The organism is Streptomyces sp. DT2A-34, from assembly GCF_030499515.1.
Taxonomy (GTDB): domain Bacteria; phylum Actinomycetota; class Actinomycetes; order Streptomycetales; family Streptomycetaceae; genus Streptomyces.
In genome coordinates this window covers 360758-383293 of the sequence record NZ_JASTWJ010000001.1, presented here as the reverse complement: position 1 = coordinate 383293, position 22536 = coordinate 360758, and the positions used below count along the sequence as shown (strand labels likewise).

Sequence of the window (22536 nt, the reverse complement as noted above, 5' to 3'; positions counted from 1 at the left end):
CGATCGCCTTGCACACCCCCCCTTGATCGATCGTCGCCTCGAAGGATGCAGATGGAACTCGCCACTCCGCCGCCGGCGGCGCGGCCCCCTGTCGCCTGGTACAGCTGGTGGCTGATGCCGCTGGCTTTGGGAGGTGGGACGGTTGCCGCCACGTTCATGAGCTCGGAGCGAATAACCGTCGGCGTCGCGGGCATCGCGGCGACCGCGGCCGGCGCCGCGTGCGTACGCCTCCTGTTGCGCACCCGGGCCCAGCTGAGCCGGGCCGAGGTCGAATTCCGCACCTCGCAGGCCGAGCACTCGCAGCAGTGGCAGCAGCATGTGGCGGGCCTGGAGCGCAAGTTCAGCGCCGATCGCGCCGCCCTGGAGAGCCGGCTCGGTGACCAGTCGGGCGCCTACGAGGCCCAACTGGCCGAGCAGGCGCGGGCGTACGAGGAGCGGCTGGCCGAGGCGAGCGGCTCCTACGAGGAGCGGATCGCCGCCCAGGCCCAGTCCTACGAGGCCCAGCTCGCCGACCAGGCCGAGGTCTGGCAGGAGCAGCTGGCCCACCAGCTGGCCGCGGTCGCCCGGCTCGCCGACGAGCAGCTGCCCGAGGCACTGCGGCAGCTGCGCGCGGGCGACGCCATCGACGACGTCCTGCCGACCGTCAACCAGTGTGCGAAGGTCAGCGCCGAACTGCAGGCGAACCTGCGCAAGGTCCTGCGCACCGCACTGATCGGCGTCGAGGAGGAGTTCAACCGCTCGACCTCCGCCGAGCAGGCCGTGATCAGCGTCGGCAACCGCATCCACGTCCTGACCAGCAAGCTCCGCGGTCGTCTGCACGAACTGCAGGGCGAGCACGGCCGGCTGCCGGCCGTCGCCCGGGGCCTGATGGAGCTCGACCAGGCGATCGGCCCCGCCGACTGTCTCGCCGCCAGCATCAGCGTCCTCGGCGGCTCCGACCGTCCCGGTCGGCAGTGGCAGGAGCCGCAGCGCCTGCTCAGCGTGGTTCGCGGCGGCATCGGCCGGATCAAGGACTTCCACCGCATCGACGTACGCCATCTGCCCGAACTCGGCGTAGACGGCGGCCTGGTGGACCACCTCACGCTGATCTTCGCCCACCTCCTGGACAACGCGGCCCGCTACTCGCCGCCCACCGAGCCGGTGGTCGTCTCCGGCAAGGAGGTCCCGAACGGCGTCGGCATCGAGATCCAGGACTCCGGCAAGGGCCTGAGCGAGGAGAAGAAGCGCGAGGCCGAGCACGCCCTCGACGGCACCGCGCCCGGCGCGGGCCTCGGCGGCATCTCGGAGGACGCGAACATCGGCCTGCGCGTCGTCGGCATCCTCGCTCGCCGGTACGGCATCCGCGTCACCTTCGCGGACTCGCCGTGGCTCGGCACCTCGGTGGTGGTCGTGGTTCCGCACAAGTACTTCAGCCCGCTGCCCGCGGCCGCCTCCGCCACCCCGGCGGCGTCCGCCCCGACGGCACAGGCCGGCGCGCCCACCCCGGCCCGCGAGCCGGGCGCCACCGAAGTGGCTCCGGCCGACACGGCCGACGCCGTGGACACCACGCCCGGCGGCCTGCCCCGGCGCCGCGGCAAACGGCACGAGGCGGCACGCCACGAGCCGGCCGAGCACCCGGAGCGGACCGCGGAGACGACCACCGTCGCCGCCGTCCCGCCCGACGCGTCCTTCGCCGGCCTGGCCGCCTTCGCCACCGCGGGCCGCGAGCCCGGTGAGCAAGGCGCGCCGGCCGCCGGCCGCGAGTCCACCGAGCAGCACAGCACTGAAGAGAGCGACTAGTCCCCATGACGCAACAGGGAACCGACGTGAGCTGGGCGCTCCGTGACCTGGTGGAGAGCATCCAGGAGATCAACTTCGCCCTCGTGGCTTCCAGCGACGGCAAGGCCATCACCTCCTACGGCGCCGAGGACCCCGACGACGTGGACCGCTTCGCGGCCGTGGTGGCCGGACTGCAGGCGCTGGCCCAGCCGGTCGCCGAGCAGTTCCCCAGGTACGCGGGACAGCTCAGGCTGGCGATGATCGAGGTCGACGGCGGCCACCTCTTCGTCGTACGGGCCGGTGTGGAGACCTATCTCGGCGTCCTTGCCCGGGAAGGCCTCGACCAGGGCCTGCTCGGCCACCAGATGAGGGACCTGGCGCGCAGGATGGGCGAACTGCTCGGCACCACTCCGCGCCTGGAGGAGCACTCTGGATGAGTGCTCCCCGCCGGTCCACGAACCCGTCCGGTCTCGAGCGCTACTACGTCCTCACCAAAGGGCGTAGCGGACCGGGCGGTTCGGCATCGAGCCTCGACGTGGCGACCCTCATCGTCTCCCGCACCACTCCCGTACCGGGGCTGCAGTACGAGCACGAGGAGATCCTCCGGCGCTGCCGCGATCCGCTGTCGGTGGCCGAACTCGGCGCCCACCTCGGATTGCCCTTCAACATTCTCGCGGTGCTGTTGACGGATCTGCTGGAGGCAGGCCACGTCGAAGCCCGTGACCCCATCCCGGCGCATGGTGCCGGCCGCGGGCCCGACCTCGCGCTCCTTGAGGAGGTACTCAGTGGACTTGAAAGGCTTTGACCAACCCGGCGGGCCGAACGCCGGGGGCATCCGCTCGGTGAAGGTGATGATCGCCGGCGGATTCGGCACCGGGAAGACCACCATGGTCCGCTCGGTCAGCGACATCAAGCCGCTCACCACCGAGGAGACCCTCACCCAGGCCAGCGCCGACGTCGACCACCTCATCGGCGTCGCGGACAAGACGCAGACCACCGTCAGCCTGGACTTCGGCAAGATCAGCCTCAACGACAGCCTGATGCTGTACCTGTTCGGCACGCCCGGCCAGGAGCGCTTCTGGTTCCTGTGGAACGGCCTGTTCAAGGGCGCGCTCGGCGCGGTCGTCCTGGTGGACACGCGCCGGCTCGCCTCCAGCTTCCGGGCGATCGAGGAGATGGAGCGACAGAACGTCCCGTTCGTCGTCGCCCTGAACGTCTTCCCGGACTCCAAGCACTATCCGGTGGAGGAGATCCGGGACGCCCTCGACATCTCCCCGCACATCCCCGTCGTGGCCTGCGACGCCCGCGAGCGGACCTCCAGCCGTGACGTACTCGTCGCGCTCATACGTCACTTGAAGGAACGCTCTGCCGTCGCTCTGGAGTCCCGATGAACGCCCAGCCCTCAAACGATCCCGACGCACCGCGCGGCTGCCCCGTGGCCCACGGTTCGGCCGAGCTCACCCGGCTGTTCGGGCCCGATGCGGCGACCGACCCGCTCGCCATCTACGAGCGGCTGCGCAAGGAGCACGGCGCCGTGGCTCCGGTGCTGCTGGAAGGTGACGTCCCGGCCTGGCTGGTCCTGGGCTACCGCGACATCCGGCGGGTCCTCGACAACCCCCGCCAGTTCACCCGGGACGCGCGCAACTGGCGGGACTGGCGGGAGGGCCGGATCGAGGACACCCACCCCCTGATCCCCATGATCGGCTGGCGTCCCGACTGTGTGTCCCAGGACGGCGAGCCGCACCGCAGGCTGCGCGGCGCGGTCACCGACGGGCTGCACGCCGCGGCCGGCCGAGGGGTCCGGCGGCATGCGACGCACTTCGCCAACAAGCAGATCGACGCCTTCGCCGACGCCGGACAAGCCGACCTGGTGGCGGACTACGCCGAGTACCTGCCGATGCTGGTCCTCACCCGCATCCTCGGGCTGCCGCAAGGCGAGGGCCGTCAACTGGTCGAATCCAGCGCCCATGTCCTCAAGGGCGGCGAGGACGCGATCGTGCACAACGACCGCATCATGGAGATCCTCGGAGAGCTCGCCGAGCGCAAGCGCACCGAACCGGGCTCCGACTTCGCCACCGCCCTGCTGGAGCACCACGCCGGTCTCGACGAGGCCGAGGTGATCAGCCATCTGCGCCTGGTGCTGATCGCCGCGCACACCACGACCAGCAACCTGCTGGCCCGCGTCCTGGAGAAGATCCTCAGCGACGCCTCCCGGCTGTCCGGCCTCATCAGCGGTGAGCTGAACATCTCCGCGGTGGTGGAGGAGGTCATGTGGAACACCCCGCCGCTCGTGGTCCTGCCGGGGCGTTTCGCCACCGCCGACCTGGAGCTGGGCGGCCACCACATCGAGGAGGGCGACCTGCTCCTCCTCGGCCTCGCGGCCGGCAACGTCGACCCCGACGTCCGGCCGGACCCCGGGGTGTCCGTCCAGGGCAACGGCTCGCACCTGGCCTTCAGCGCCGGTCCGCACGAGTGCCCCGGGCAGAGCATCGGCATGTCCATCATCGAGATCGCGGTGGACGTCCTGCTGCACCGGCTGCCGGGCCTGCGCCTGGCCGTACCGGCGGAGGAGCTCAGCTCCACCGCCTCCACCTGGGAGTCCCGGCTGGACAGCCTCCCGGTCGAGTTCCCCGTATAGGCGCACGAACAGGCGCACAAGCGAGCCGTCCGGCCGGTTTGCTCCGGCCGGGCGGCGGCGCAGTTCCACACGCCTGGCTCACACCGCCAGCAGGTCGTCCACGGAACCCCGGCCCGACAGCTCGGCGGCGGCCGCGGGGCCGTCCTTGGCCGCGCTGTAACGGCCCGACACCAGCGCCCACTCGTAGTTGCCGTTGATCCAGTGCTGGATGGCCTCCACGCCCATCCGCACCTGCTCGCGGCCTCTGGCGTCGAGGCCCAGCTCGTCGCACATCTGCGGGACGCTCGCCTCCAGTTCGAGGTACTCGTCCAGGCACGCGACCGTCATCCGGTACGCCTCGTCGGCCGCCTCCTCCCACGAGCAGCGCCGCTCCCGGTGCAGCACGGCGATCAGGTTGTGTCCGTCGCCCCGGCGCTTCTCGCGCTCGAAGGAGTGGATGTCGTTCATGAAGCCGATGGTGTCGGCGGCGAGGTCCCGCATCCGCTCCATCAGCGGATGCGCCATCACCTGCGCGGGCACCACGAAGCGGCGACTGCGCTCACCCGCGTCGATGCTGTGGTGGATGCCGACCGTACGGCGCCGGAAGATCGCGTACTCGTCGAGCCCCAGCGTCCCCTCCAGACCGCGGGCGGCCAGGTCGACCTCCTCGCAGTGCGCCACGAGGAACCGGCCCCAGGAGGCGGCGAACCGCGTCTGCCATGTCAAGGGCATGCCGTCCGAGAGGTGCTTCCAGACCTCCGCCCAGGCCAGGGTGATCGGGCACACCACCCGGGGCCGGGTGCCCGCCGGGCGCAGCGGCGTGATGATCAGCTCACGCGCGACCTCGGCTATTCGGTCGGCGCGGTCGGGTTGGTTCGCGTCGAACTGATCGTCGAAGAGGAAGGCGAGGGAGAACCAGTTCATCAGGACGACCATGTCGTCCGCCGAGGCGTGCGGGTAGGTGCGGGCGGCGGCCTGCGGCAGGTCCCACGACTTGTACTCCTCGAACCCGGCGTGACTGCGTACCAGGCCCATGTCCCAGATCCAGCGCAGGTGGCGTGCTCGGGCGTACTCCAGGTGTTCGCTGACGGGGGTGTCGAAGGGGAGGTCGAACCTGACGTCCTGAGGCATGTGCTTCCTTTCGGGAGACGGCTGCGCAGAGTCCCCCGCCCCTGCGAACGGGCGGTCGCGACGACCGCCCGCGCACTCGAACTGGGCTTCGCGGTGCGAAAGTTGAACCGAAAAGCGGTACGAGACTGCCCAGAGCGTAAATGATCTACGCGTAACCGGACCATGATCTCCGTTACTGCTCAGGCTTGTTGAGCTGCGTATACTCGCGCGCCCCCGACGTAAGTGATAGCTGCACGAGTCTCCGCGAGCGCTCCCGACCGCACCTCGCCCGTGTCGTCGAGGTGGTGCGCATACGCCGAGCCCGCCGTGTGGGCGGGCAGCGTCAGGCTGATGTTGGACGGTGTCGCCGAGACCGGGGCGGCGGCGCTGCTGGAGCCGTACCTGACGCGGACCGTGGGCCTGCTGTAGAGCGCGGCCGGGGTGCGGCTGACGGAAATCCGGGTCGGCCGGAAGCCTGACCGGTCACACTGGAAACGTCCGTCGACCGTTGTCCCGTCAGGAGGCCGTCCCCCGATGACCCGCCCGCCCGCACGCCCCGCCAAGCAGCGCAAGCAGGACACCCTGAACCGACTGGAGCACGACGAGGACGTGTGGGTCGCCACGGCCGAGGTCGACGGGGGCGTGCCGTATCTCGTCCCGCTGTCCTACCTCTGGGACGGCTCGACCCTGCTGCTGGCCACACCGTCCAACAGCCCGACGGGCCGGAACCTGAGGACGACCGGCAGAGCGCGCCTCGGTATCGGGCCGACCCGTGACGTCGTCATGATCGAGGGCACGGTCGACACGATCGCCCCTGCTCAACTGCCCGAGGAGGTGGCCGACCGGTTCGCGGCCAGGACCGGCTTCGATCCGCGTCAACTCGCCACGCCCTGCCTGTACTTCCGCGTCCGGCCGCACCGGGTGCAGGCCTGGCGCGAGGCCGACGAGATCGCCGGGCGGGAGCTGATGCGGGACGGGGAGTGGCTGGTGGCGGACTGAAAGGTCCTGGCCGGGACACCCGTGGGGTGCAGGGCGGCGGGACAGGGACGTTCCGCGCCCCGGACCTTTCGGAGGACTCATGTCACTGGTGAAAGCGGGCTTCGTGGTGCTCGACTGTGCCGAGCCGGAGAAGCTCGCCTTGTTCTACAGGGAACTGCTGGACGGTGAGCAGACGGAGGCGACCGCCAACCGCGTGGAGATCAGGGGCGCCGACGGCACCCGGCTGGCGTTCCGCCGCGACATGAACGCGACGCCGCCGAGCTGGCCGCGCCCCGAGAACTCCCTCCAGGCCCACCTGGACTTCGTGGTGGAGGACCTGGACGAGACGGAGCGCAGGATCGTCGGGCTCGGCGGCCGCCCCTTGGAGGCGAAGGACGCGGCGGGGCCGTACGAGGAACGCGGCTACGCCGACCCGGCCGGCCACTCCTTCACCCTGCGCCGCGTCGCCCCTACGGCGCCGAAGCAGGGCTGAGCCTTCTGGAGTTCCGGCAGGTCTTGCGGGGCCTCGGATCCGGCCGGTCTTCCGGAGGTCGGTACTGGCGTGTCTTCCGGAGGGTCGGTCCGGCCGGTCTCCCGTAAGTGCTCTCAGTCCCGCCCGCCCTTCTCGCTGACCGGCCACACACCCGTCGAGCGTTCGATCGCCTTCGCGCCCGTGCGGTCCGCCAAGCTGCGCGCCACCGCGAAGAGGGCGCCCTGCACCGCGGCCGCCAGCAGGATCTCGCCCCAGCCGCGGTCCCGGTCCAGCGCGTCGGGGGCGTCCTCCTCGTGTCGTATCGCCATCCACGTCTTGCGGAAGGCGAGCCCCGCCAGCGCGCCGCTCGCCCAGCCGAGCGCGAATCCCAGGGGCTTGTAGGCAAGAGGAAGTGTCATCTTCTTCTGCTTGTTCTTCTTGGCCATGTGCGCCTGCTCCTCCTTCGTCTTCGTCGGTCAGGGCCGCCCCCGCGCCGGTACCTGCTCGGCCTCGGGAACCGGCCCGGGCGGCGTCCCCTCGCCGAACGGACTGCCGCCCAGCTCCTCACGGTGGTGCGGCGTCAGCCAACCCGACAGATCCGGTCCGAGGGGCACGATGCCGGTCGGGTTGATGCCGCTGTGCACCTGGTAGTAGTGCCGCTTGATGTGGTCGAAGTCGACGGTGTCACCGAAGCCGGGCGTCTGGTAGAGGTCGCGGGCGTACGCCCACAGGACCTGGTTCTCCGTCAACTTCCAGCGGTTGCACTTGAAGTGGCCGTGATAGACGGCGTCGAAGCGGACCAGCGTGGTGAACAGCCGGATGTCCGCCTCGGTGATCGTGTCGCCGACCAGATAGCGCTGCCCGGCCAGGCGTTCGGCGAGCAGCTCCAGCCGCCGGAAGAGACGCGTGCACGCCCCCTCGTACTCGTCCTGGCCGGTGGCGAAGCCGGTCCGGTACACACCGTTGTTGACGTCCTCGTAGACGTCCGCCATCACGGCGTCGATCTCGTCCCGTCGCGCCCTGGGATACAGATCGGGCGCCCCGTCGCGGTGCAGGGCCGTCCACTCGGTGGCGAGGTCGAGCGTGATCCGCTGATAGTCGTTGGTGACGAGCCGGCCGCTGGGGACGTCCACGACCGCGGGGACGCTGACGCCGCCCGGGTAGTCGCTCTCCCGCCTGTCGAAGGCCTCGTGGAGGAAGCGGATGCCGAGCACCGGGTCGCGGTCGTCGGGGTCGAGGGTGAAGCGCCAGCTGCGGTCGTCCTGGATCGGGTCGGCGATCGCCAGGGACAGGGCGTCCTCCAGGCCGAGCAGCCGGCGGGAGATCACCGCCCGGCTCGCCCACGGACAGGCACGGCTGACCACCAGACGATAGCGGCCCGCCTCCACCGGCCAGCCGTCCCGGCCGTCCGTGGTGATCCGGTCCGTGAAGTGGGCCTTCGACCGCTGGAACGACTTCCTCCCGTAGGCGGTGTTGCCCCCGCCGCTCATGACCGCGCTCCTCTCTGCCGCACGCCTCTGCCTAGTGGCCTTTGGCCCTGTGGCGGATACCCGTCTGCCTTGTGCCGGATTCCCGATCTCACGAGTCCTTCGATTCCGTCGAGTCCTTCGATTCCTTTGATTCGTTCGACTCCTTTGATCTCACCGAGTCCCCCGATTTCCGCCGATGGCACGGTGTGAGCCGCATCGACCGGGGGAGTCGGTGAAAAATGAGCAGGACGCCCAAGGCACCGAAGACGGATCGCAGGACCCGGGTCACGGTCCTGATTGCCCTCGCAGCCAACCTCGCCATCGCGGTCGCCAAGGCCGTCGGAGGCCTCGTCGCCCACTCGCCCGCGCTGCTGTCGGAGGCCGCGCACTCCGTGGCGGACAGCATGAACGAGGTCTTCCTGTTGGCCGCGCTGCGCCGCAGCCGCCGCCCCGCCGATGCCCGCCATCCCTTCGGCTACGGCAAGGAGCGCTTCTTCTGGTCGCTGCTCGCGGCCGTCGGCATCTTCGTGATGGGCGGCTGCTTCTCCTTCTTCCAGGGCATCGAGGCTCTGCGCGGCGGCGCCGAGGAGAAGTTCGGCGGCTATGTGGCGGGCATGATCGTGCTCGGCGTCGCCTTCGTGGCCGAGGGCTTGTCGCTGGTACGGGCGCTGTACCAGGTAGGCCGGCAGGGCGGCGTGGCGGATGGCCTGCGCGACCCCGCCCTGCGCACGGTCGTCGCCGAGGACGCCACGGCGGTGCTCGGGGTGACCCTCGCCCTCACCGGCATGGCGCTGCACATGATCACCGGGCAGGTCGTTTGGGAGGCGTCCGCCTCACTCGCGATCGGCGGGCTCCTCGTCTACGTCGCCTATCGGCTGGGACGCGACGCCCGCGACCAGCTGATCGGGCAGGCCGCAGCCCCCGAGGCCGACGCCAGGATCCGCGCACTGCTGGAGGCGCAGCCCGAGATCGACAGCGTGGAGGCGCTGTTCACGATGCAGACGGGCCTGGAAACGGCCCTGGTGGCGGCCCGCGTCGATCTGATGCCCGGCCTCGACAGCGAACGGGTCGAGGAGGTCGCCGTCCGCATCAAGCGCTCCATCGCCCACACCGTCGCCGAGGCCGACCAGATCTTCCTCGACGTGACCGAACGCTCCGCACACGAGGCACAGGGAAGCCCCGCCGCGACGGGGGAACGCGGCGGGGCCTGACGCACGTGTGCCCGGCGAACATGGGTTCATGCGTCCTGGGCGCGAAAAAATTCCCGGAGGCCAATCAGCCCCAACCGAAGCCTCAGCCGAAGCCCGAGCGGAAGCTGAGTCGAGGCCTCAGTGGGTGCCCGAGCGGAAGCCGAGTCGAAGCCTCAGCCGAAGCGCGGGCGGAAGCCCGAGTCGAGGCCCAGCGCATGGCCCAGCGCATGGCCGAGCGGAAGTCTGAGCGGCTGCCGAGCCGATGCCTGAGCGGAAGCATCAGTGGATGCCTGAGCGGATGCCTGAGCGGAAGCATCAGTGGATGCCTGAGCGGAAGCCGAGTCGAAGCCTCAGCGGATGCCAGAGCCGAAGCTGAGTCGCTGCTTCAGCCGAAGCGCGAGCGGAAGCCAGAATCGACGGCGCAGCGCATGGCCGAGCGGAAGCCTCAGCCGAAGCTTGAGTGGCTGCCGAGTCGATGCCTGAGCGGAAGCCTCAGCGGATGTCTGAGCGGAAGCTGAGTCGAGGCCTCAGTGGGTGCCCGAGCGGAAGCTGAGTCGCTGCTTCAGCCGAAGCGCGGGCGGAAGCCCGAGTCGAGGCCCAGCGCATGGCCCAGCGCATGGCCGAGCGGAAGCCTCAGCCGAAGCTTGAGTGGCTGCCGAGTCGACGCCTGAGCGGAAGCCTCAGCGGATGTCTGAGCGGAAGCTGAGTCGAGGCCTCAGTGGGTGCCCGAGCGGAAGCTGAGTCGCTGCTTCAGCCGAAGCGCGGGCGGAAGCCCGAGTCGAGGCCCAGCGCATGGCCCAGCGCATGGCCGAGCGGAAGCCTCAGCCGAAGCTTGAGTGGCTGCCGAGTCGACGCCTGAGCGGAAGCCTCAGCGGATGTCTGAGTGGAAGCCGAGTTGAAGTTTGAGCAGGATCCGCAGCTCCGCGAGGTCGTCGTCGATGCCCTCCAGCTCGCCGGGTGAGTCGACGGCCCGAATCGCGAGCGGAGGGCTCAGCCGAAGCTTGAGTGGCTGCCGAACCGATGCCCCCGCGGAAGCTGAGTCGCTGCTTCAGCCGAAGTGCGAGCGGAAGCCGAACCGATGCCCCCGCGGAAGCCGAGCCGTCTCAGCGGATGTCCGAGCCGAAGCCTCAGTCGAACCCCCAGCGGAATCCCGCGGAATCCCGAGCCGATGCCCCCGCAGAAGCCCGAGCCAATCCCCCCCCCGCAAGCCCAAGTCCCCCGAAGCCCCAGCCGCCCCGTCACTCCCCGTCGACCGGCTCCAACACGAAGACCGGGATCAGCCGTTCCGTCTTCTCCTGGTACTCGGCGTACGGCGGATACGCCGCGACCGCGCGCTCCCACCACTCGGCCTTCTCCGCGCCGGTGACCTCGCGGGCCCGCATGTCCCGCTTCACCGGCCCGTCCTGGAGCTCCACATGGGGTTCGGCCTTGATGTTGTGGTACCAGACCGGGTGTTCGGGCGCCCCGCCCTGCGAGGCCACCGCGGCATAACGCCCCTCGTGCTCGACGCGCATCAGCGGCGTCTTGCGGATCTTGCCGCTCTTGACACCCCGGGTCGTGAGCAGGATCACCGGCATCCCCGTGTTCATGAGGGTCGTGCCCTGGGTGCCGCCGGAGCTCTCGTACAACTCCACCTGGTCGCGCACCCACTTGGTCGGGCTCGGCTCGTACTCACCGTCAAGAGGCATGGCCTCGGTCCCATCGTCGTGTGCTGGTACTGACTTACGTCCCTCTTCAACAACGGCCCACGCGTGATTCATCCTGCCGCGACTACACCGGCATCCGCACGGCCAGCGCCAGGATCACGCCGCTCGACACCAGCGCCGTCACCAGACGCCCCCGCCGCCCCGTCAACACCCGCCCCAGCAGCGCCCCACCCCCGGCGAGCAGCAACTGCCAACTCGCCGACGCGCCGAACGCGGCCAGCACGAACACGCCCTGTTCCAGGGGCCGTACGGCAGCCACGGCGCGGGTACCGAGCACGAGAGCCGCGAAGTAGATCACCGTGGTCGGGTTGAGCAGGGTGATGCCGAGCAGCGCCAGGTAGGCGCGGGCCGGGCTCGGAGGAGCGGGCGTGGAGCGGCCGGCGCTGGCGAGCCGCCGGTCGCGGTGCTGTCGTACGGCGATGACGGCGCCCCGTACCGCGAGGATCGCGAGGAGCAGGGCGGAGGCCCAGCGCAGCGGCACCAGTACCGGACGCAGCGCGGCGGCCAGCGCGGAGCCGCCGAGGGTCGCCACGAGGGCGTAGAGCCCGTCGGCGGTCGCGACGCCGAGCGCGGCGCAGACCCCGGTCCGCAGGGACGTACGGGCGGTGAGGGAGACGAGGTAGGTCGCGACCGCGCCGACCGGGACGGCGATGCCGTAGCCCGCGATCAGCCCCGCGACGAGCGCCCCGGTCACGACGTGGGAAGCGTGGGCCTCCATGGACGGCCGGGCTGCTGCTGGAACCGCACCGGACGGACGGCGACGGTCAGCGGCGGAAAGGCGGTGGTCGTAGACATGGCCTGATTCTGCGGGTGGCGGATGCCTGCCCACAAGCGAATTCAGCCGGAGGACCGGACCGACCTCTCCACGACCGAAGCTCTGTACGACCATCTCCGGCCAGATTGCCCGTACGCCTGATCTGGCCGAACTTCAGGTCGCCCCATTAGATGCCCCGGGCATCTAATGAAGATCGGCACGACGCACTCTTCGTCTGCGAGGTCTTCCATGACGGACACGACGAACATGACGGATGCGACTGACGTGACGGATGTGACTGACATGACGGATGCCGCGAACATGACGGACATGACGGAATCGCACACCGTCGCCTTCCCCCAGAACCGCACCTGTCCGTACCACCCACCCACGGCATACGACCCCCTGCGCGACGCCCGCCCGCTGGCCCGCATCACCCTCTACGACGGCCGCCCGGTCTGGCTGGTCACCGGCCATGCCCTCGCCCGCACCCTGCTGGCCGACCCGCGGCTGTCCTCCGACCGCACCCGGCCCGGCTTCCCCGCGCCCAACGCCCGGTTCGCGGCGGTCCGCAACCGGAAGACCGCGCTGCTGGGCGTCGACGACCCCGAACACCGGGTCCAACGGCGGATGATGGTCCCCAGCTTCACGCTGAGGCGCGCCGCCGAGCTGCGCCCGGAGATCCAGCGGATCGTGGACGAACGGCTCGACGCGATGATCGCCCAGGGAGCCCCCGCCGAGCTGGTGAGCGCCTTCGCCCTGCCCGTCCCGTCGATGGTCATCTGCGCCCTGCTGGGTGTCCCCTACGCCGACCACGACTTCTTCGAGGAGCAGTCCCGGCGCCTGCTGCGCGGGCCCACGGCCGCCGACACCATGGACGCCCGCGACCGGATGGAGGCGTACTTCGCCGAGTTGATCGACCGGAAACAGAAACAGCCGGAGCCCGGCGACGGCGTCCTGGACGAACTCGTCCACCAGCAGCTGCGCGACGGCGAGCTGGACCACGAAGAGCTCGTCGCCCTGGCGACCATCCTGCTGGTCGCCGGCCACGAGACGACCGCCAACATGATCTCCCTCGGCACCTACACCCTCCTCCAACACCCCGACCGCCTGGCCGAGTTGCGGGCCGACCCGGCGCTGCTGCCCGACGCGGTCGAGGAACTCATGCGGATGCTGTCGATCGCCGACGGCATGCTGCGGGTCGCCGTCGAGGACATCGAGACGGACGGCGGGACGATCCGGGCGGGCGACGGCGTCGTCTTCTCGACCTCGGTCATCAACCGCGACGAGGCCGTCTACCCCGACCCCGACGCCCTGGACTGGCGCCGCCCCACCCGCCATCACGTCGCTTTCGGCTTCGGCATCCACCAGTGCCTCGGCCAGAACCTGGCCCGTGCCGAGATGGAGACAGCCCTGCGCACCCTCTTCGACCGGCTGCCGACCCTGCGCCTGGCCGTCCCCGCGGGGGAAATCCCGTTCAAACCCGGCGACACGATCCAGGGGATGCTGGCACTCCCCGTGACCTGGTAAGAGGCTCCGGTCATGGAAAACAAAACGCACGAATCACATGAAATGCACATCGCCATCGACCACGACCTCTGCGTCGGCGCCGGCCAGTGCGCCCTCGCCGCCCCGTCCGTCTTCACCCAGGACGACGACGGCTTCAGCGCCCTGCTGCCCGGCCGGGAGGACGGCGGCGGCGACCCGATGGTGCGGGAGGCCGCCCGGGCCTGCCCGGTCAGCGCCATCACCGTGTCGGAAACGGGGAGTTGACGCCGGGCGCGTCGAGCACGGCCAGGTCGAGCGCCCGCAGCCGGGCGGGGTCGGCGATCACCTCGTAGGAGTTGATCCGCCCGCCCCGCACGGTGGCCGTGACGAGGTACAGCAGCCGTCCGCGCGGGGCGACGACCAGGCCCACGTCGCCGCCCACCAGGGCCGGCACCGCGAAGCGTGCCCGGTCGCGCATGAGCACCGTGCCCTCCGCCACCGCCCGGGCACCCCGCAGCTCCGTCGCCACGCCCGGCGGCAGGGCCGCGGGGTCGGCCCGGCGGACCACGTCGGGGGCCAGCAGGCCGAGCAGTACGCCCAGGTCACCGCCCCGCGCGGCGGCCAGGAACGCCTCGACGACCTGCCGGTGCCGGTTGAGCTCGGCCTCCGGCACCGCGGGCGTGCCCCGCACCTTGTGCCGGGCCCGACTGGCGAGCTTCTTCGCCGCCGGCAGGGACCTGTCGACGACGCGGGCCACCTGGTCGAAGGGCACACCGAACAGGTCGTGCAGCACGAACGCGACCCGCTCCGCCGGTCCCAGCCGGTCGAGGACGACGAGCAGGGCGAGGCCCACCGAGTCGACCAGCACGGCCTCGTCCTCGGGAACGGCCCCGCCGACGGTCTCCGGCACTTCGTCCCCGTACGGCTCCTCGCGCCGCGCGGCGCGGGAGCGCAGCATGTCCAGGCAGATGCGGGAGACGACCGTCGTCAGCCAGCCCGCCAGATGGTCGATGCCGTCGCCACCCGTACGGCTGAGCCGAAGCCAGGCTTCCTGGACCGCGTCCTCGGCCTCGTCGAGCGAGCCCACCATCCGGTAGGCCACCGCCCGAAGCTGCCCCCGCTGGGCATCGAACCGCCGTGCCAGCTCGTCCGCGCCGTCCATCGGTCACCTTTCTCCGCCGTGCTCCGTCACCCCTACGACGAACCCGACCCGACCGAGGTGACCGCCCCATGAACCTGCTGCACATCGACTCCAGCGCCGACCTGGCCGCCGACTCCGTGACCAGGCAGCTGACCGACCTCTACGCGACGACCTGGCGTGCCGCGCACCCCGACGGCACCCACCGTCACCGCGACCTGTCCGCCGACCCGGTGCCCCCGCTGTCCCCGGCGTACACCACCCTCGGCCGCCGGGCGGAACGCGAGGGCCTCGTCCCGCCGGACAAGGTGCCGGCGCTGATCGAGAACGCCGCCGAGGAAGGGGAGTGGCGGCTCACCCTCCCTCTGCTCACCGAACTGCGGTCCGCGGACACGGTGTTGCTCGGCGTCCCGATGTACAATCTCTCCGTGCCCGCGTCCCTGAAGGCCTGGATCGACCGGGTGACCTTCCCCGGCGCGTTCACGGACCCGGACAGCGGCGAGAGCCTGCTGCGCGACACCCGTGTCGTCGTGGTCATGGCCCGCGGCGGCGGATACGGCCCCGGCACCCCGATGGAGCACTGCGACTTCCAGACGCCGTATCTTCGGGCCTACTTCGGCCGAATCGGCGTGGCGCCGGACCACCTCCACCTGGTCGCCGCCGAGCTGACCCGCATCGACGTTCTGCCCCGACTGGCCGGTCTGGAGCACCTCGCGGAGGACTCCCTCAGCCGGGCCCGCGCGGCCGTCACGGAACTCGCCGCCGGCTGACCTCAGCACGCCGCCAGCAGCGACCGCGCCGCCTCCCGGGCCTCCGCCGCCGGCCGCGTACCGCCCGTGATGCCCGCCGTGACCATGGCGCCCTCGGCCAGCAGAAACAGCGGCCCGGTCAGCGCGTCGGGCAGCCCCGCCCCGGCCACCAGCGAGGCGAGGTAGTCGCGGAACGCCCGCTTGTGCGCCCGGACCTGGTCCGCCACCCGCTCGGAGCGGGCGCCCAGCTCGCCGTGGGAGTTGATCCACGCGCACCCGCGGAAGTCCGCCTCGCCGAACCACTCCTGCAGCCAGTCGAAGACGGCGAGGATCCGCAGCTCCGGGTCGGCCTGTCGCTCCACATGGGTGGCGAGCTGCCCGCGCCAGCGCACGTCGCGCCGCTCCAGATACGCCACCACCAGCTGCTCCTTCGCCGGGAAGAGCTGGTAGAGCCGCTTGAGCGAAACCCCGGACGCGCCCCGGATGTCGTCCATGCCGACCGACTGGATGCCGCGCCCGTAGAACAGCTCCTCCGCGGCGTCCAGTGCCCGCTCCCGGGCGGTTGCGCTGTCCATGTACGACCACTCCTTGACGCGAGAACGAGCGTTCTCCTACGGTAGCAGCCACGCAGAGAACGTACGTTCTCCCTTGCTCGCACCGCCATCCCGCGCCCGGAGGACGTCATGACCGACCGCCCGCCCCTGCCGCCGTTCACCCGCGAGAGCGCCGCACAGAAAGTGCAGGCCGCCGAGGACGCCTGGAACACCCGCGACCCGCACAAGGTGGCGCTCGCCTACTCGGCGGACTCGGTGTGGCGCAACCGCGACACCTTTGTCACCGGCCGCGCCGAGATCGTCGACTTCCTCACCGCCAAGTGGGCGCGGGAGCACGAGTACGCGCTGCGCAAGGACCTGTGGGCCTTCGACGGCAACCGCATCGCGGTCCGCTTCCAGTACGAGTGCCGGGACCTCGAAGGCCGGTGGTGGCGGTCGTACGGCAACGAGCTGTGGGAGTTCGACGAGCACGGGCTGATGACCCGGCGGGAGGCGAGCATCAACGACGTACTCATCGAGGAGAAGGAACGCCGGATCCACGGCCCGCGCGGCGAGGCCGAACGAGGCCTGTCCTTCCCGCTCGAGTAGCTTGAGTAGGGTGCGCGGGTGACCGAACAGGACCAGCGACCGCCCTTCCTCTACGTCGTCGTGTGTGCCGCCGGTATCGCCGCGGACGTCGGCAAGCTGATCACCGCCGCGCAGGAGCGCCAGTGGCACGTCGGGGTCATCGCGACACCGCTCGCCATGAACGGTTTCTTCGACACCGCCGCCGTCGAGGCCCAGACCGGCCGTCCGATCCGCTCGGCCTGGCGGCGCCCCGGCGAGCCGCGGCCCTTCCCGGAACCGGACGCCGTCGTCGTCGCGCCGGCCACGTTCAACACGATCAACAAGTGGGCCGCCGGCATCGCCGACACCCTCGCCCTGGGCACCCTGTGCGAGGCGTACGGCCTCGGCGTTCCCATCGCCGCCCTGCCCTGCGTGGCCGACGCGTTGGCCGTCCATCCCGCCTACCAGGACAGCCTGATACGGCTGCGGGGGATGGGCGTGCGCTTCGGGGAGCCGTACTCCGGCGTGGTGGGGGAGGACGGCGGGCGGCCGGAGTTCGGCTGGGAGCGGGCGCTGGATCTGCTGGACCGGTGACGGAACCGGCCTCGCCTTCGTCCGACGTCGTACGCTCCCCTCGTACCCCATCCCGAAGGCAGGAGCAGCAACGATGCAGTACGTGAAGCTCGGTTCGACGGGCCTGGACGTGTCGCGGATCTGTCTGGGCTGCATGACCTACGGACTGCCCGACCGCGGCGTGCACGAGTGGACCCTCGACGAGGAGGCGTCACGACCGCTGATCCGGCAGGCGCTGGACGCCGGGATCAACTTCTTCGACACCGCCAACGTCTACTCCGACGGCACCAGCGAGGAGATCGTCGGCAAGGCGCTGCGCGAATTCGCCCGCCGCGACGAGATCGTGCTCGCGACGAAGGTGAACGGCCGGATGCGGCCCGGACCCAACGGCGCCGGCCTCTCCCGCAAGGCCGTCATGACGGAGATCGACCACAGCCTCGCCCGCCTCGGCACCGACTACGTCGACCTGTACCAGATCCACCGCTTCGACCCGCACACCCCGGTCGAGGAGACCATGGAGGCCCTGCACGACCTGGTCAAGGCCGGCAAGGTCCGCTACATCGGGGCGAGTTCGATGTACGCGTGGCAGTTCTCCAAGATGCAGTACACGGCCGAGCGGCACGGCTGGACCAAGTTCGTCTCGATGCAGAACCACTACAACCTCCTCTACCGCGAGGAGGAGCGCGAGATGCTGCCGCTCTGCGCGGACCAGGGCGTCGGCGTGCTCCCCTGGAGCCCGCTCGCGCGCGGCCGGCTCACCCGGGACTGGGGCACGGTCACCGAGCGCAGCGCCAACGACAACTTCGGCAGCGGGCTGTACGTCGACAGCGACCGCGTCGTCGTCGAGGCCGTCACCCGCGTCGCGAACGACCGCGGCGTCCCCCGCGCCCAGGTCGCCCTCGCCTGGCTGCTGCACCAGGACACGGTGGCGGCCCCGATCATCGGCGCCGCCAAGCCGCACCACATCGAGGACGCGACGGCGGCGGTGGAACTGGAGCTCACTGAAAAGGAGTTGGAGGAGCTCCAGCAGCCATACCGTCCCCATCCGATCATCGGCCACTGAAGCACCCCCTCAGGGGCGCGGGGCCGCGTCGATATGCGGCTCCGCCGCGCGGGCGCGACCAGCCACGACGCAACCCGCAAGCCGACCCACTAGTGGGGCCCGTACGGCGCGAACTCGCCACCGCACGGCCCCGCCCCTTCACTCTCGGCCAACGGCACACGATCACCGCTCATCGACAACGTCCGGTAATACGCCCCGATCCGCTCGGTCGACCGCCCCACATAGTGACCGATGAACGACCGCCGAAACCGATCCACCGTCCGGTTCGGCTGTGACCCGTGCACCAGACTTCCGTTGAAGAACAGGACATCCCCCGGCTCCATGTCAACGGGAACAGCGGCCAACCCCGCCGGAGGCGCCACGTACTCCCGCGCGAACGACACGTCGGCGTCCGCCAGTTCCGGGCAGAAAAGGTCCATCTCATGGGTGCCGGGGACGACTTCGAGGCCGCCGTTGTCCCGGTCGATCACATCGCAGGCGATCCACGCCGCCACACACGTGCCCGGCTCGACGCGCAGATAGAAGTTGTCCTGGTGCAGCGCCTGCCCCCGAGCACCCGGCGGCTTGAAGTAGAACATGCTCTGCGCGGCCAGCACCTCCTCCCCGAGCAGCACCTCCAGCACACCGCGCAGCCGAGCATCGAGGAGCACCCGCAGCGACAGTTCGTCGATCTCGTGCGGCTGCATCACTCTGGGATACGCGCACAACGGGTCGCCGTCCGACGGACGCGGCTCGAAGTGCCCGGGCACCGGCCCGGCCGCGTGCAGCGCCGCGAACCGGTCGCAGAGCAGGTCGATCTCGTCGTGCCCGAACAGCCCGCGTGCGACCGTGAAGCCGTCGTCGCGGAACTGGCGGAGCCCGGTCTCGGGCAGGATGGGAGCGCCGTCGGCGCCGATGTCCGTGGCTGTCATGTGTCCACTCCTCGGTCAGGTGTCCTCGCCCCGGCCACGCTAGGCCGATACCCGCCCCAGGAGGATGACCGTGAGCGCTGACGGATTGCCCGAGACTGCCGCGGTCGGCGATCCCGCCCCGCCGCCGGGCCTGGTGGTGGTCGGGCGCTTCGACCGGCCGCCAGGATACGGCGTCGACCGGCCGCGCGGCGCGGACAGCTGGCTGTTCACCTGGACGACCGGCGGACGGGGCCGGCTGCGGCACGGGAGCATCGAGGCGCGGGCCGGGGCGGGGGACCTGGTGGTGCTCGCGCCGGGCGTTCCGCACGGCTACGGGGTCGAACCGGGCGCTGCGCACTGGGAGTTCTGGTGGGTGCACTGCCAGGCCCGCTCCTCCTGGCGGTCCTGGCTGCGTCCGTACGACACCGGCGAGGGGATGTACGTCGTCACGCCGACGCCGGACGCGGTGCACGGCCGCGTCGAGGCGGCCTTTCGCCGGATGCTCGCCGACGCCCGCTGGACGGGGACGGGCGCGCCGCCCGCCGTGGCGCCGGGGGAGGAGCCGGTCGCGGTGGCGCACGGCACCGCGGCCCGCGAACTCGCCCTGTGCTCACTGGAAGAGGTCGTGCTGCTCACCGCCGGCACCGCGCGGACGCCTCCGTCCCACCCCGGCGTGGACGACCGGGTGCGCCGGGCCGAGGCGCTGATCGCCGCCGATCCGGGTGCCCCGCACGCGGTGCGCTCGCTCGCCGAGCACGTCGCGCTCTCGCCCTCCCGGTTCGCCCACCTCTTCACCCGGCAACTCGGGCAGTCACCGATGCGCGCGCTGCGCGAGGCGCGCCTGCGGCACGCCGCCCGGCTGCTGGAGAGCACCGGCCTGTCCGTGGAACGCGTGGCGGCCGCTTCCGGGTTCGCCAGCCCGTTTCACTTCAACCGGGTGTTCCGCGAACGGTACGGGGTGCCGCCCGGCGCGTACCGGTCGAGGGGCCCAATGGTTGGCGGATGACTTGTGAAGGCCGGGTGAAGGCGCGTGCGCCCGTATGACCAGGTAAAAACGTCTGCGCGCGGCCGTTCAATGGTTTTCGCGGGTTCCGGAAGATCGCTGATGGAATGCCATTTCCGATTGTCCCGCTTGATGGGCCGTAATGGCTGCGATCGAGTGTTGACCGATCGTCAAATCCCGATCTCCGCGTACGCAACGCGCAAAAAACTGGAATCACTTGTTCCCTGTCGCTGACCTGTGCAAAGGTGTGCTTCGCTCCCACGCGCCCCATGCTTCACAAGAGCCGCGCCCGGAGCATACCCGTTGGTATGAACCTTTAAAGCCGCATGCCCTCCGGAGGAATGCCGTCGTGCATGACGCAGGCCTGTCGAATTCTCCTCACGATGCCCGCCTCTTCGAAGTGACCGACGCTCAACTGAGCGCCGAACTGAAGAAGTGGACGGGGGCGACACCGGCGCTCCATCCCGTCGGTGAACTTCTCGACCGGCACTGGGAAGCAGGTTTCGCCTACGCACGGCTGTGCACCGCGGACGCCCGGTCCGCCGGCATGCTCACCACCGCGGCATTCACCCGGCTCTTCGGCGAGACACTGCGGCAGACCGGACCGACGGCGGCCTGGCGTCCCCAACTGCTCGTCACCGTGCGCCGTATCGCGGCGGAATGGGACACCGACCGCCGCCAGGAGCTGCTCCACCCCGAGCTGCGCACCGACCCCGGCAGCGGGGAGCGCGTCTCCGCCCGGCTGCTGCCCCCGGCCGACCGCCGGCTGCTGTCCGGGGCGTTCCAGCGGCTGCCCCAGTCCGCCCGCTGTCTGCTGTGGCACAGCGAGGTCGAGGCCGAATCCTTGGCGATACCCGCCGGACTGCTCGGCCTCGACGAGGAGGACGCCCGCGTCGAACTCGGCCGGGCCCACGAGCGTCTGCGCGAGGAGTGCCTCCAGGTCCACCGCGAACTCGCCCCGGAACAGGAGTGCCGGCGCTACCTGCGGATGCTGGACGTGACCTACCGGCGCGGCGGCGTCGACGTCGACCCCGACCTGCGCGAGCACCTGGACCGCTGCGGACACTGCAGCGACACAGCGGGCCAGCTCCGCTTCTTCAACGCCGGGCTCGGCGTCGCACTGGCCGAGGCGGTGCTCGGCTGGGGCGCGAGAGCCTACCTGGAAGCGAGAGCGAGCCAGGCCGGGAATCCGGCGGAGGCCGAGCCTGCGCCGGCAGCGGCGATCGCGGGCGAGTCCTTCTTCTCCGACGGCGGCGCCTTCGCCCCGGCCGCGGACGCCTCCGCGGACGCGGGTCCCGCGCCCGCGGCGGAGAGCTCCGCCTCGGGGAGCGAGGCTCCCGCGCCCGCTCCCGGAGCGTCCGCCCCCACGGGCCGGCCCTTCTCCGCCGCGGACGTGGTCGCCCCGCCGGCGCAGACGGGACCCCGACGGGCGCGCCGCGCCGCACGCCGGACCGCCCCGCGAACCGACGCCACCACCGCTCCCGGTCCCGGCACCGCCCGCAGCTGTTCCGGCCGCGCGGCCCTCAAGGCCGCCCGCCGTGCCGCCCGGCGCCGCAACCTCACCGCGGCCGTCGCGACCGTCAGCGCCCTGGTGGTCCTCCCGCTCGTCGTCTGGTCCGTCGTCGACTCCGGCGAGGGCTCCACTCCGACCGCGGATGACCGCCCCTCCGAAGCGTCCGGTCCGGACGCGGGCTCCGCCACCGGCAACCCGTCCTGGGCGGGCGCCGCCGAGGCCGAGAAGGGCGATCTGCGGGGCCGGCTCTACAACATCGGATCCGGGCTCTGCGTCGGCATCGAAGGCGGGAAGGCCGTCAAGAACGCGGAGACCGAGCTCGCCACCTGCTCCTCGGCGCCGGGCCAGCAGTGGTCGTACGAGACCGACGGCCTGCTGCGCAGCGGCGCGAACCCCGATCTGTGCCTCGACTCCCACCTCGGCTACTCGGTCCGGCTGGCCCCGTGCACGGGTGTCCCCGATTCCGAAACCAAGAACGTCCGCTACGACTTCACCCTCCAGGGCACCCTGGTGCCGCGCTTCAACCAGGACCTGGCCCTCAGCCCCGCCGCCACGGACGGCTCGGGGGCCATGGTCCTCAAGACCCGTGACGACGAGGGCGACGCCCAGCACTGGGTGATCGACACCTCGAAGACCGAGCTCCAGATGGAGGCGGTCAACTGGGCCACGGACGTCGGTACTTTGCAGCCGACGACTCCCAGGCCCGCGCCGACACCCACCCCCACGCCGAGGCCCAAGCAGTCGAAGACACCGACACCCACCTCGACGCCGTCCGCGACCCCGTCGACCGCGCAGCCGACGCCCACGAGCGCGTACCCGACCGACCCGTACTGCTCCTACTACCCCGCCTACTGCTCGTCGGACGGCGGGTACGGTTACGGCGGTTACGGCGGCGACGGGTACGGCGGTTCCGGAGGCTACGGCCAGGGCGGTGGCGACCGCCGCTGATCGCCGCCGGCTCGGTC

General features: G+C 71.0%; 25 protein-coding genes. 17 read left to right on the top strand and 8 right to left on the bottom strand.

Features of this window, described 5'->3' with window-relative positions:
• Positions 1-51: 51 nt before the first annotated feature.
• Genes QQM39_RS01815 through QQM39_RS01795 form a run of 5 tightly spaced genes read left to right on the top strand, consistent with a single transcriptional unit; the run spans position 52 to position 4396 of the window.
• Positions 52-1779, top strand: a complete 1728-nt coding sequence (locus QQM39_RS01815) for an ATP-binding protein (protein WP_301994800.1) — start codon at positions 52-54, stop codon at positions 1777-1779.
• Between the two features lie 5 nt (positions 1780-1784).
• Positions 1785-2195, top strand: a complete 411-nt coding sequence (locus tag QQM39_RS01810) for a roadblock/LC7 domain-containing protein (RefSeq protein WP_301994799.1) — start codon at positions 1785-1787, stop codon at positions 2193-2195.
• On the top strand, positions 2192-2563 hold the full coding sequence (locus QQM39_RS01805) for a DUF742 domain-containing protein (protein ID WP_301994798.1): 372 nt from the start codon (positions 2192-2194) through the stop codon (positions 2561-2563). The genes QQM39_RS01810 and QQM39_RS01805 overlap by 4 nt, the downstream gene beginning before the upstream one ends.
• Positions 2544-3149 (top strand): ATP/GTP-binding protein, encoded by a 606-nt coding sequence (locus QQM39_RS01800; RefSeq protein WP_301994797.1) that lies wholly within the window; start codon positions 2544-2546, stop codon positions 3147-3149. The genes QQM39_RS01805 and QQM39_RS01800 overlap by 20 nt, the downstream gene beginning before the upstream one ends.
• Positions 3146-4396: a cytochrome P450 gene (locus QQM39_RS01795; protein WP_301994796.1), complete on the top strand. Its 1251-nt coding sequence runs from the start codon at positions 3146-3148 to the stop codon at positions 4394-4396. The genes QQM39_RS01800 and QQM39_RS01795 overlap by 4 nt, the downstream gene beginning before the upstream one ends.
• A 78-nt stretch (positions 4397-4474) precedes the next feature.
• On the opposite strand, the gene QQM39_RS01790 is transcribed toward QQM39_RS01795, so the two are convergent.
• Positions 4475-5506 carry a 7-epi-alpha-eudesmol synthase gene (locus tag QQM39_RS01790; protein WP_301994795.1) on the bottom strand — a complete coding sequence of 344 codons (1032 nt, stop codon included), beginning with the start codon at positions 5504-5506 and terminating at the stop codon, positions 4475-4477.
• A gap of 222 nt (positions 5507-5728) precedes the next feature.
• Between QQM39_RS01790 and QQM39_RS01785 the strand changes: the two genes are divergently transcribed.
• The 3 genes from QQM39_RS01785 (at position 5729) to QQM39_RS01775 (ending at position 6956) form a co-directional block, all read left to right on the top strand.
• Entirely contained in the window at positions 5729-5914 is a 186-nt protein-coding gene (locus QQM39_RS01785) for a hypothetical protein (protein ID WP_301994794.1), read from the top strand.
• A gap of 105 nt (positions 5915-6019) precedes the next feature.
• Positions 6020-6484 (top strand): pyridoxamine 5'-phosphate oxidase family protein, encoded by a 465-nt coding sequence (locus QQM39_RS01780; protein ID WP_301994792.1) that lies wholly within the window; start codon positions 6020-6022, stop codon positions 6482-6484.
• 79 nt (positions 6485-6563) lie between these two features.
• Entirely contained in the window at positions 6564-6956 is a 393-nt protein-coding gene (locus tag QQM39_RS01775) for a VOC family protein (protein WP_301994791.1), read from the top strand.
• Positions 6957-7069: 113 nt separating this feature from the next.
• Here the strand turns inward: QQM39_RS01775 and QQM39_RS01770 are convergent, their stop codons facing one another.
• The gene (locus QQM39_RS01770) at positions 7070-7381 is read right to left on the bottom strand and encodes a DUF4235 domain-containing protein (RefSeq protein WP_301994790.1); all 312 of its coding nucleotides are present in this window, start codon (positions 7379-7381) and stop codon (positions 7070-7072) included.
• Between the two features lie 30 nt (positions 7382-7411).
• Positions 7412-8425 carry a glutathione S-transferase family protein gene (locus QQM39_RS01765; protein WP_301994789.1) on the bottom strand — a complete coding sequence of 338 codons (1014 nt, stop codon included), beginning with the start codon at positions 8423-8425 and terminating at the stop codon, positions 7412-7414.
• 218 nt (positions 8426-8643) lie between these two features.
• Between QQM39_RS01765 and QQM39_RS01760 the strand changes: the two genes are divergently transcribed.
• On the top strand, positions 8644-9615 hold the full coding sequence (locus tag QQM39_RS01760; RefSeq protein ID WP_301994788.1) for a cation diffusion facilitator family transporter: 972 nt from the start codon (positions 8644-8646) through the stop codon (positions 9613-9615).
• A gap of 1217 nt (positions 9616-10832) precedes the next feature.
• On the opposite strand, the gene QQM39_RS01755 is transcribed toward QQM39_RS01760, so the two are convergent.
• Entirely contained in the window at positions 10833-11282 is a 450-nt protein-coding gene (locus QQM39_RS01755) for a nitroreductase family deazaflavin-dependent oxidoreductase (protein WP_301994787.1), read from the bottom strand.
• 82 nt (positions 11283-11364) lie between these two features.
• Positions 11365-11994 (bottom strand): LysE family transporter, encoded by a 630-nt coding sequence (locus tag QQM39_RS01750; protein ID WP_301994786.1) that lies wholly within the window; start codon positions 11992-11994, stop codon positions 11365-11367.
• A 381-nt stretch (positions 11995-12375) separates the two neighbouring features.
• Between QQM39_RS01750 and QQM39_RS01745 the strand changes: the two genes are divergently transcribed.
• Both QQM39_RS01745 and QQM39_RS01740 read left to right on the top strand, forming a co-directional pair.
• Positions 12376-13584: a cytochrome P450 gene (locus QQM39_RS01745; RefSeq protein WP_302003444.1), complete on the top strand. Its 1209-nt coding sequence runs from the start codon at positions 12376-12378 to the stop codon at positions 13582-13584.
• A gap of 42 nt (positions 13585-13626) precedes the next feature.
• Entirely contained in the window at positions 13627-13827 is a 201-nt protein-coding gene (locus QQM39_RS01740) for a ferredoxin (RefSeq protein ID WP_302003443.1), read from the top strand.
• Here the strand turns inward: QQM39_RS01740 and QQM39_RS01735 are convergent.
• On the bottom strand, positions 13802-14704 hold the full coding sequence (locus tag QQM39_RS01735) for a sigma-70 family RNA polymerase sigma factor (protein WP_301994785.1): 903 nt from the start codon (positions 14702-14704) through the stop codon (positions 13802-13804). The two genes, QQM39_RS01740 and QQM39_RS01735, sit on opposite strands and share 26 nt — an antisense overlap.
• A 68-nt stretch (positions 14705-14772) precedes the next feature.
• On the opposite strand from QQM39_RS01735, the gene QQM39_RS01730 reads away from it, so the two are divergent.
• Positions 14773-15450 (top strand): FMN-dependent NADH-azoreductase, encoded by a 678-nt coding sequence (locus tag QQM39_RS01730; protein WP_301994784.1) that lies wholly within the window; start codon positions 14773-14775, stop codon positions 15448-15450.
• A gap of 2 nt (positions 15451-15452) precedes the next feature.
• On the opposite strand, the gene QQM39_RS01725 is transcribed toward QQM39_RS01730, so the two are convergent.
• Positions 15453-16004 carry a TetR/AcrR family transcriptional regulator gene (locus QQM39_RS01725; RefSeq protein ID WP_301994783.1) on the bottom strand — a complete coding sequence of 184 codons (552 nt, stop codon included), beginning with the start codon at positions 16002-16004 and terminating at the stop codon, positions 15453-15455.
• A 108-nt stretch (positions 16005-16112) separates the two neighbouring features.
• Here QQM39_RS01725 and QQM39_RS01720 point away from each other — a divergent pair, with 108 nt between their 5' ends.
• The 3 genes from QQM39_RS01720 (at position 16113) to QQM39_RS01710 (ending at position 18165) form a co-directional block, all read left to right on the top strand.
• Positions 16113-16571 carry a nuclear transport factor 2 family protein gene (locus tag QQM39_RS01720; RefSeq protein WP_301994782.1) on the top strand — a complete coding sequence of 153 codons (459 nt, stop codon included), beginning with the start codon at positions 16113-16115 and terminating at the stop codon, positions 16569-16571.
• Between the two features lie 18 nt (positions 16572-16589).
• On the top strand, positions 16590-17123 hold the full coding sequence (locus QQM39_RS01715) for a flavoprotein (RefSeq protein ID WP_301994781.1): 534 nt from the start codon (positions 16590-16592) through the stop codon (positions 17121-17123).
• Between the two features lie 73 nt (positions 17124-17196).
• Positions 17197-18165: an aldo/keto reductase gene (locus QQM39_RS01710; RefSeq protein WP_301994780.1), complete on the top strand. Its 969-nt coding sequence runs from the start codon at positions 17197-17199 to the stop codon at positions 18163-18165.
• An 89-nt stretch (positions 18166-18254) separates the two neighbouring features.
• On the opposite strand, the gene QQM39_RS01705 is transcribed toward QQM39_RS01710, so the two are convergent.
• The gene (locus QQM39_RS01705; RefSeq protein ID WP_301994779.1) at positions 18255-19076 is read right to left on the bottom strand and encodes a phytanoyl-CoA dioxygenase family protein; all 822 of its coding nucleotides are present in this window, start codon (positions 19074-19076) and stop codon (positions 18255-18257) included.
• A 64-nt stretch (positions 19077-19140) separates the two neighbouring features.
• Between QQM39_RS01705 and QQM39_RS01700 the strand changes: the two genes are divergently transcribed.
• Both QQM39_RS01700 and QQM39_RS01695 read left to right on the top strand, forming a co-directional pair.
• A complete protein-coding gene (locus QQM39_RS01700; RefSeq protein WP_301994778.1) occupies positions 19141-20061 on the top strand; it encodes a helix-turn-helix domain-containing protein in 921 nt (306 codons plus the stop codon).
• 397 nt (positions 20062-20458) lie between these two features.
• Positions 20459-22519 (top strand): RICIN domain-containing protein, encoded by a 2061-nt coding sequence (locus tag QQM39_RS01695; RefSeq protein ID WP_301994777.1) that lies wholly within the window; start codon positions 20459-20461, stop codon positions 22517-22519.
• Positions 22520-22536 lie beyond the last annotated feature (17 nt).

Excerpts from the sequence above, each read along its gene's own strand:
- QQM39_RS01725 (WP_301994783.1), bottom strand. The coding sequence starts at position 16,004 with ATGGACAGCGCAACCGCCCGGGAGCGGGCACTGGACGCCGCGGAGGAG.
- QQM39_RS01775 (WP_301994791.1), top strand. The coding sequence starts at position 6,564 with ATGTCACTGGTGAAAGCGGGCTTCGTGGTGCTCGACTGTGCCGAGCCG.
- QQM39_RS01740 (WP_302003443.1), top strand. The coding sequence starts at position 13,627 with ATGCACATCGCCATCGACCACGACCTCTGCGTCGGCGCCGGCCAGTGC.
- QQM39_RS01700 (WP_301994778.1), top strand. The coding sequence starts at position 19,141 with ATGACCGTGAGCGCTGACGGATTGCCCGAGACTGCCGCGGTCGGCGAT.
- QQM39_RS01805 (WP_301994798.1), top strand. The coding sequence starts at position 2,192 with ATGAGTGCTCCCCGCCGGTCCACGAACCCGTCCGGTCTCGAGCGCTAC.
- QQM39_RS01760 (WP_301994788.1), top strand. The coding sequence starts at position 8,644 with ATGAGCAGGACGCCCAAGGCACCGAAGACGGATCGCAGGACCCGGGTC.
- QQM39_RS01815 (WP_301994800.1), top strand. The coding sequence starts at position 52 with ATGGAACTCGCCACTCCGCCGCCGGCGGCGCGGCCCCCTGTCGCCTGG.
- QQM39_RS01780 (WP_301994792.1), top strand. The coding sequence starts at position 6,020 with ATGACCCGCCCGCCCGCACGCCCCGCCAAGCAGCGCAAGCAGGACACC.
- QQM39_RS01765 (WP_301994789.1), bottom strand. The coding sequence starts at position 8,425 with ATGAGCGGCGGGGGCAACACCGCCTACGGGAGGAAGTCGTTCCAGCGG.
- QQM39_RS01720 (WP_301994782.1), top strand. The coding sequence starts at position 16,113 with ATGACCGACCGCCCGCCCCTGCCGCCGTTCACCCGCGAGAGCGCCGCA.
- QQM39_RS01810 (WP_301994799.1), top strand. The coding sequence starts at position 1,785 with ATGACGCAACAGGGAACCGACGTGAGCTGGGCGCTCCGTGACCTGGTG.
- QQM39_RS01770 (WP_301994790.1), bottom strand. The coding sequence starts at position 7,381 with ATGGCCAAGAAGAACAAGCAGAAGAAGATGACACTTCCTCTTGCCTAC.
- QQM39_RS01730 (WP_301994784.1), top strand. The coding sequence starts at position 14,773 with ATGAACCTGCTGCACATCGACTCCAGCGCCGACCTGGCCGCCGACTCC.
- QQM39_RS01755 (WP_301994787.1), bottom strand. The coding sequence starts at position 11,282 with ATGCCTCTTGACGGTGAGTACGAGCCGAGCCCGACCAAGTGGGTGCGC.
- QQM39_RS01710 (WP_301994780.1), top strand. The coding sequence starts at position 17,197 with ATGCAGTACGTGAAGCTCGGTTCGACGGGCCTGGACGTGTCGCGGATC.
- QQM39_RS01735 (WP_301994785.1), bottom strand. The coding sequence starts at position 14,704 with ATGGACGGCGCGGACGAGCTGGCACGGCGGTTCGATGCCCAGCGGGGG.
- QQM39_RS01745 (WP_302003444.1), top strand. The coding sequence starts at position 12,376 with ATGACGGACATGACGGAATCGCACACCGTCGCCTTCCCCCAGAACCGC.
- QQM39_RS01790 (WP_301994795.1), bottom strand. The coding sequence starts at position 5,506 with ATGCCTCAGGACGTCAGGTTCGACCTCCCCTTCGACACCCCCGTCAGC.
- QQM39_RS01705 (WP_301994779.1), bottom strand. The coding sequence starts at position 19,076 with ATGACAGCCACGGACATCGGCGCCGACGGCGCTCCCATCCTGCCCGAG.
- QQM39_RS01795 (WP_301994796.1), top strand. The coding sequence starts at position 3,146 with ATGAACGCCCAGCCCTCAAACGATCCCGACGCACCGCGCGGCTGCCCC.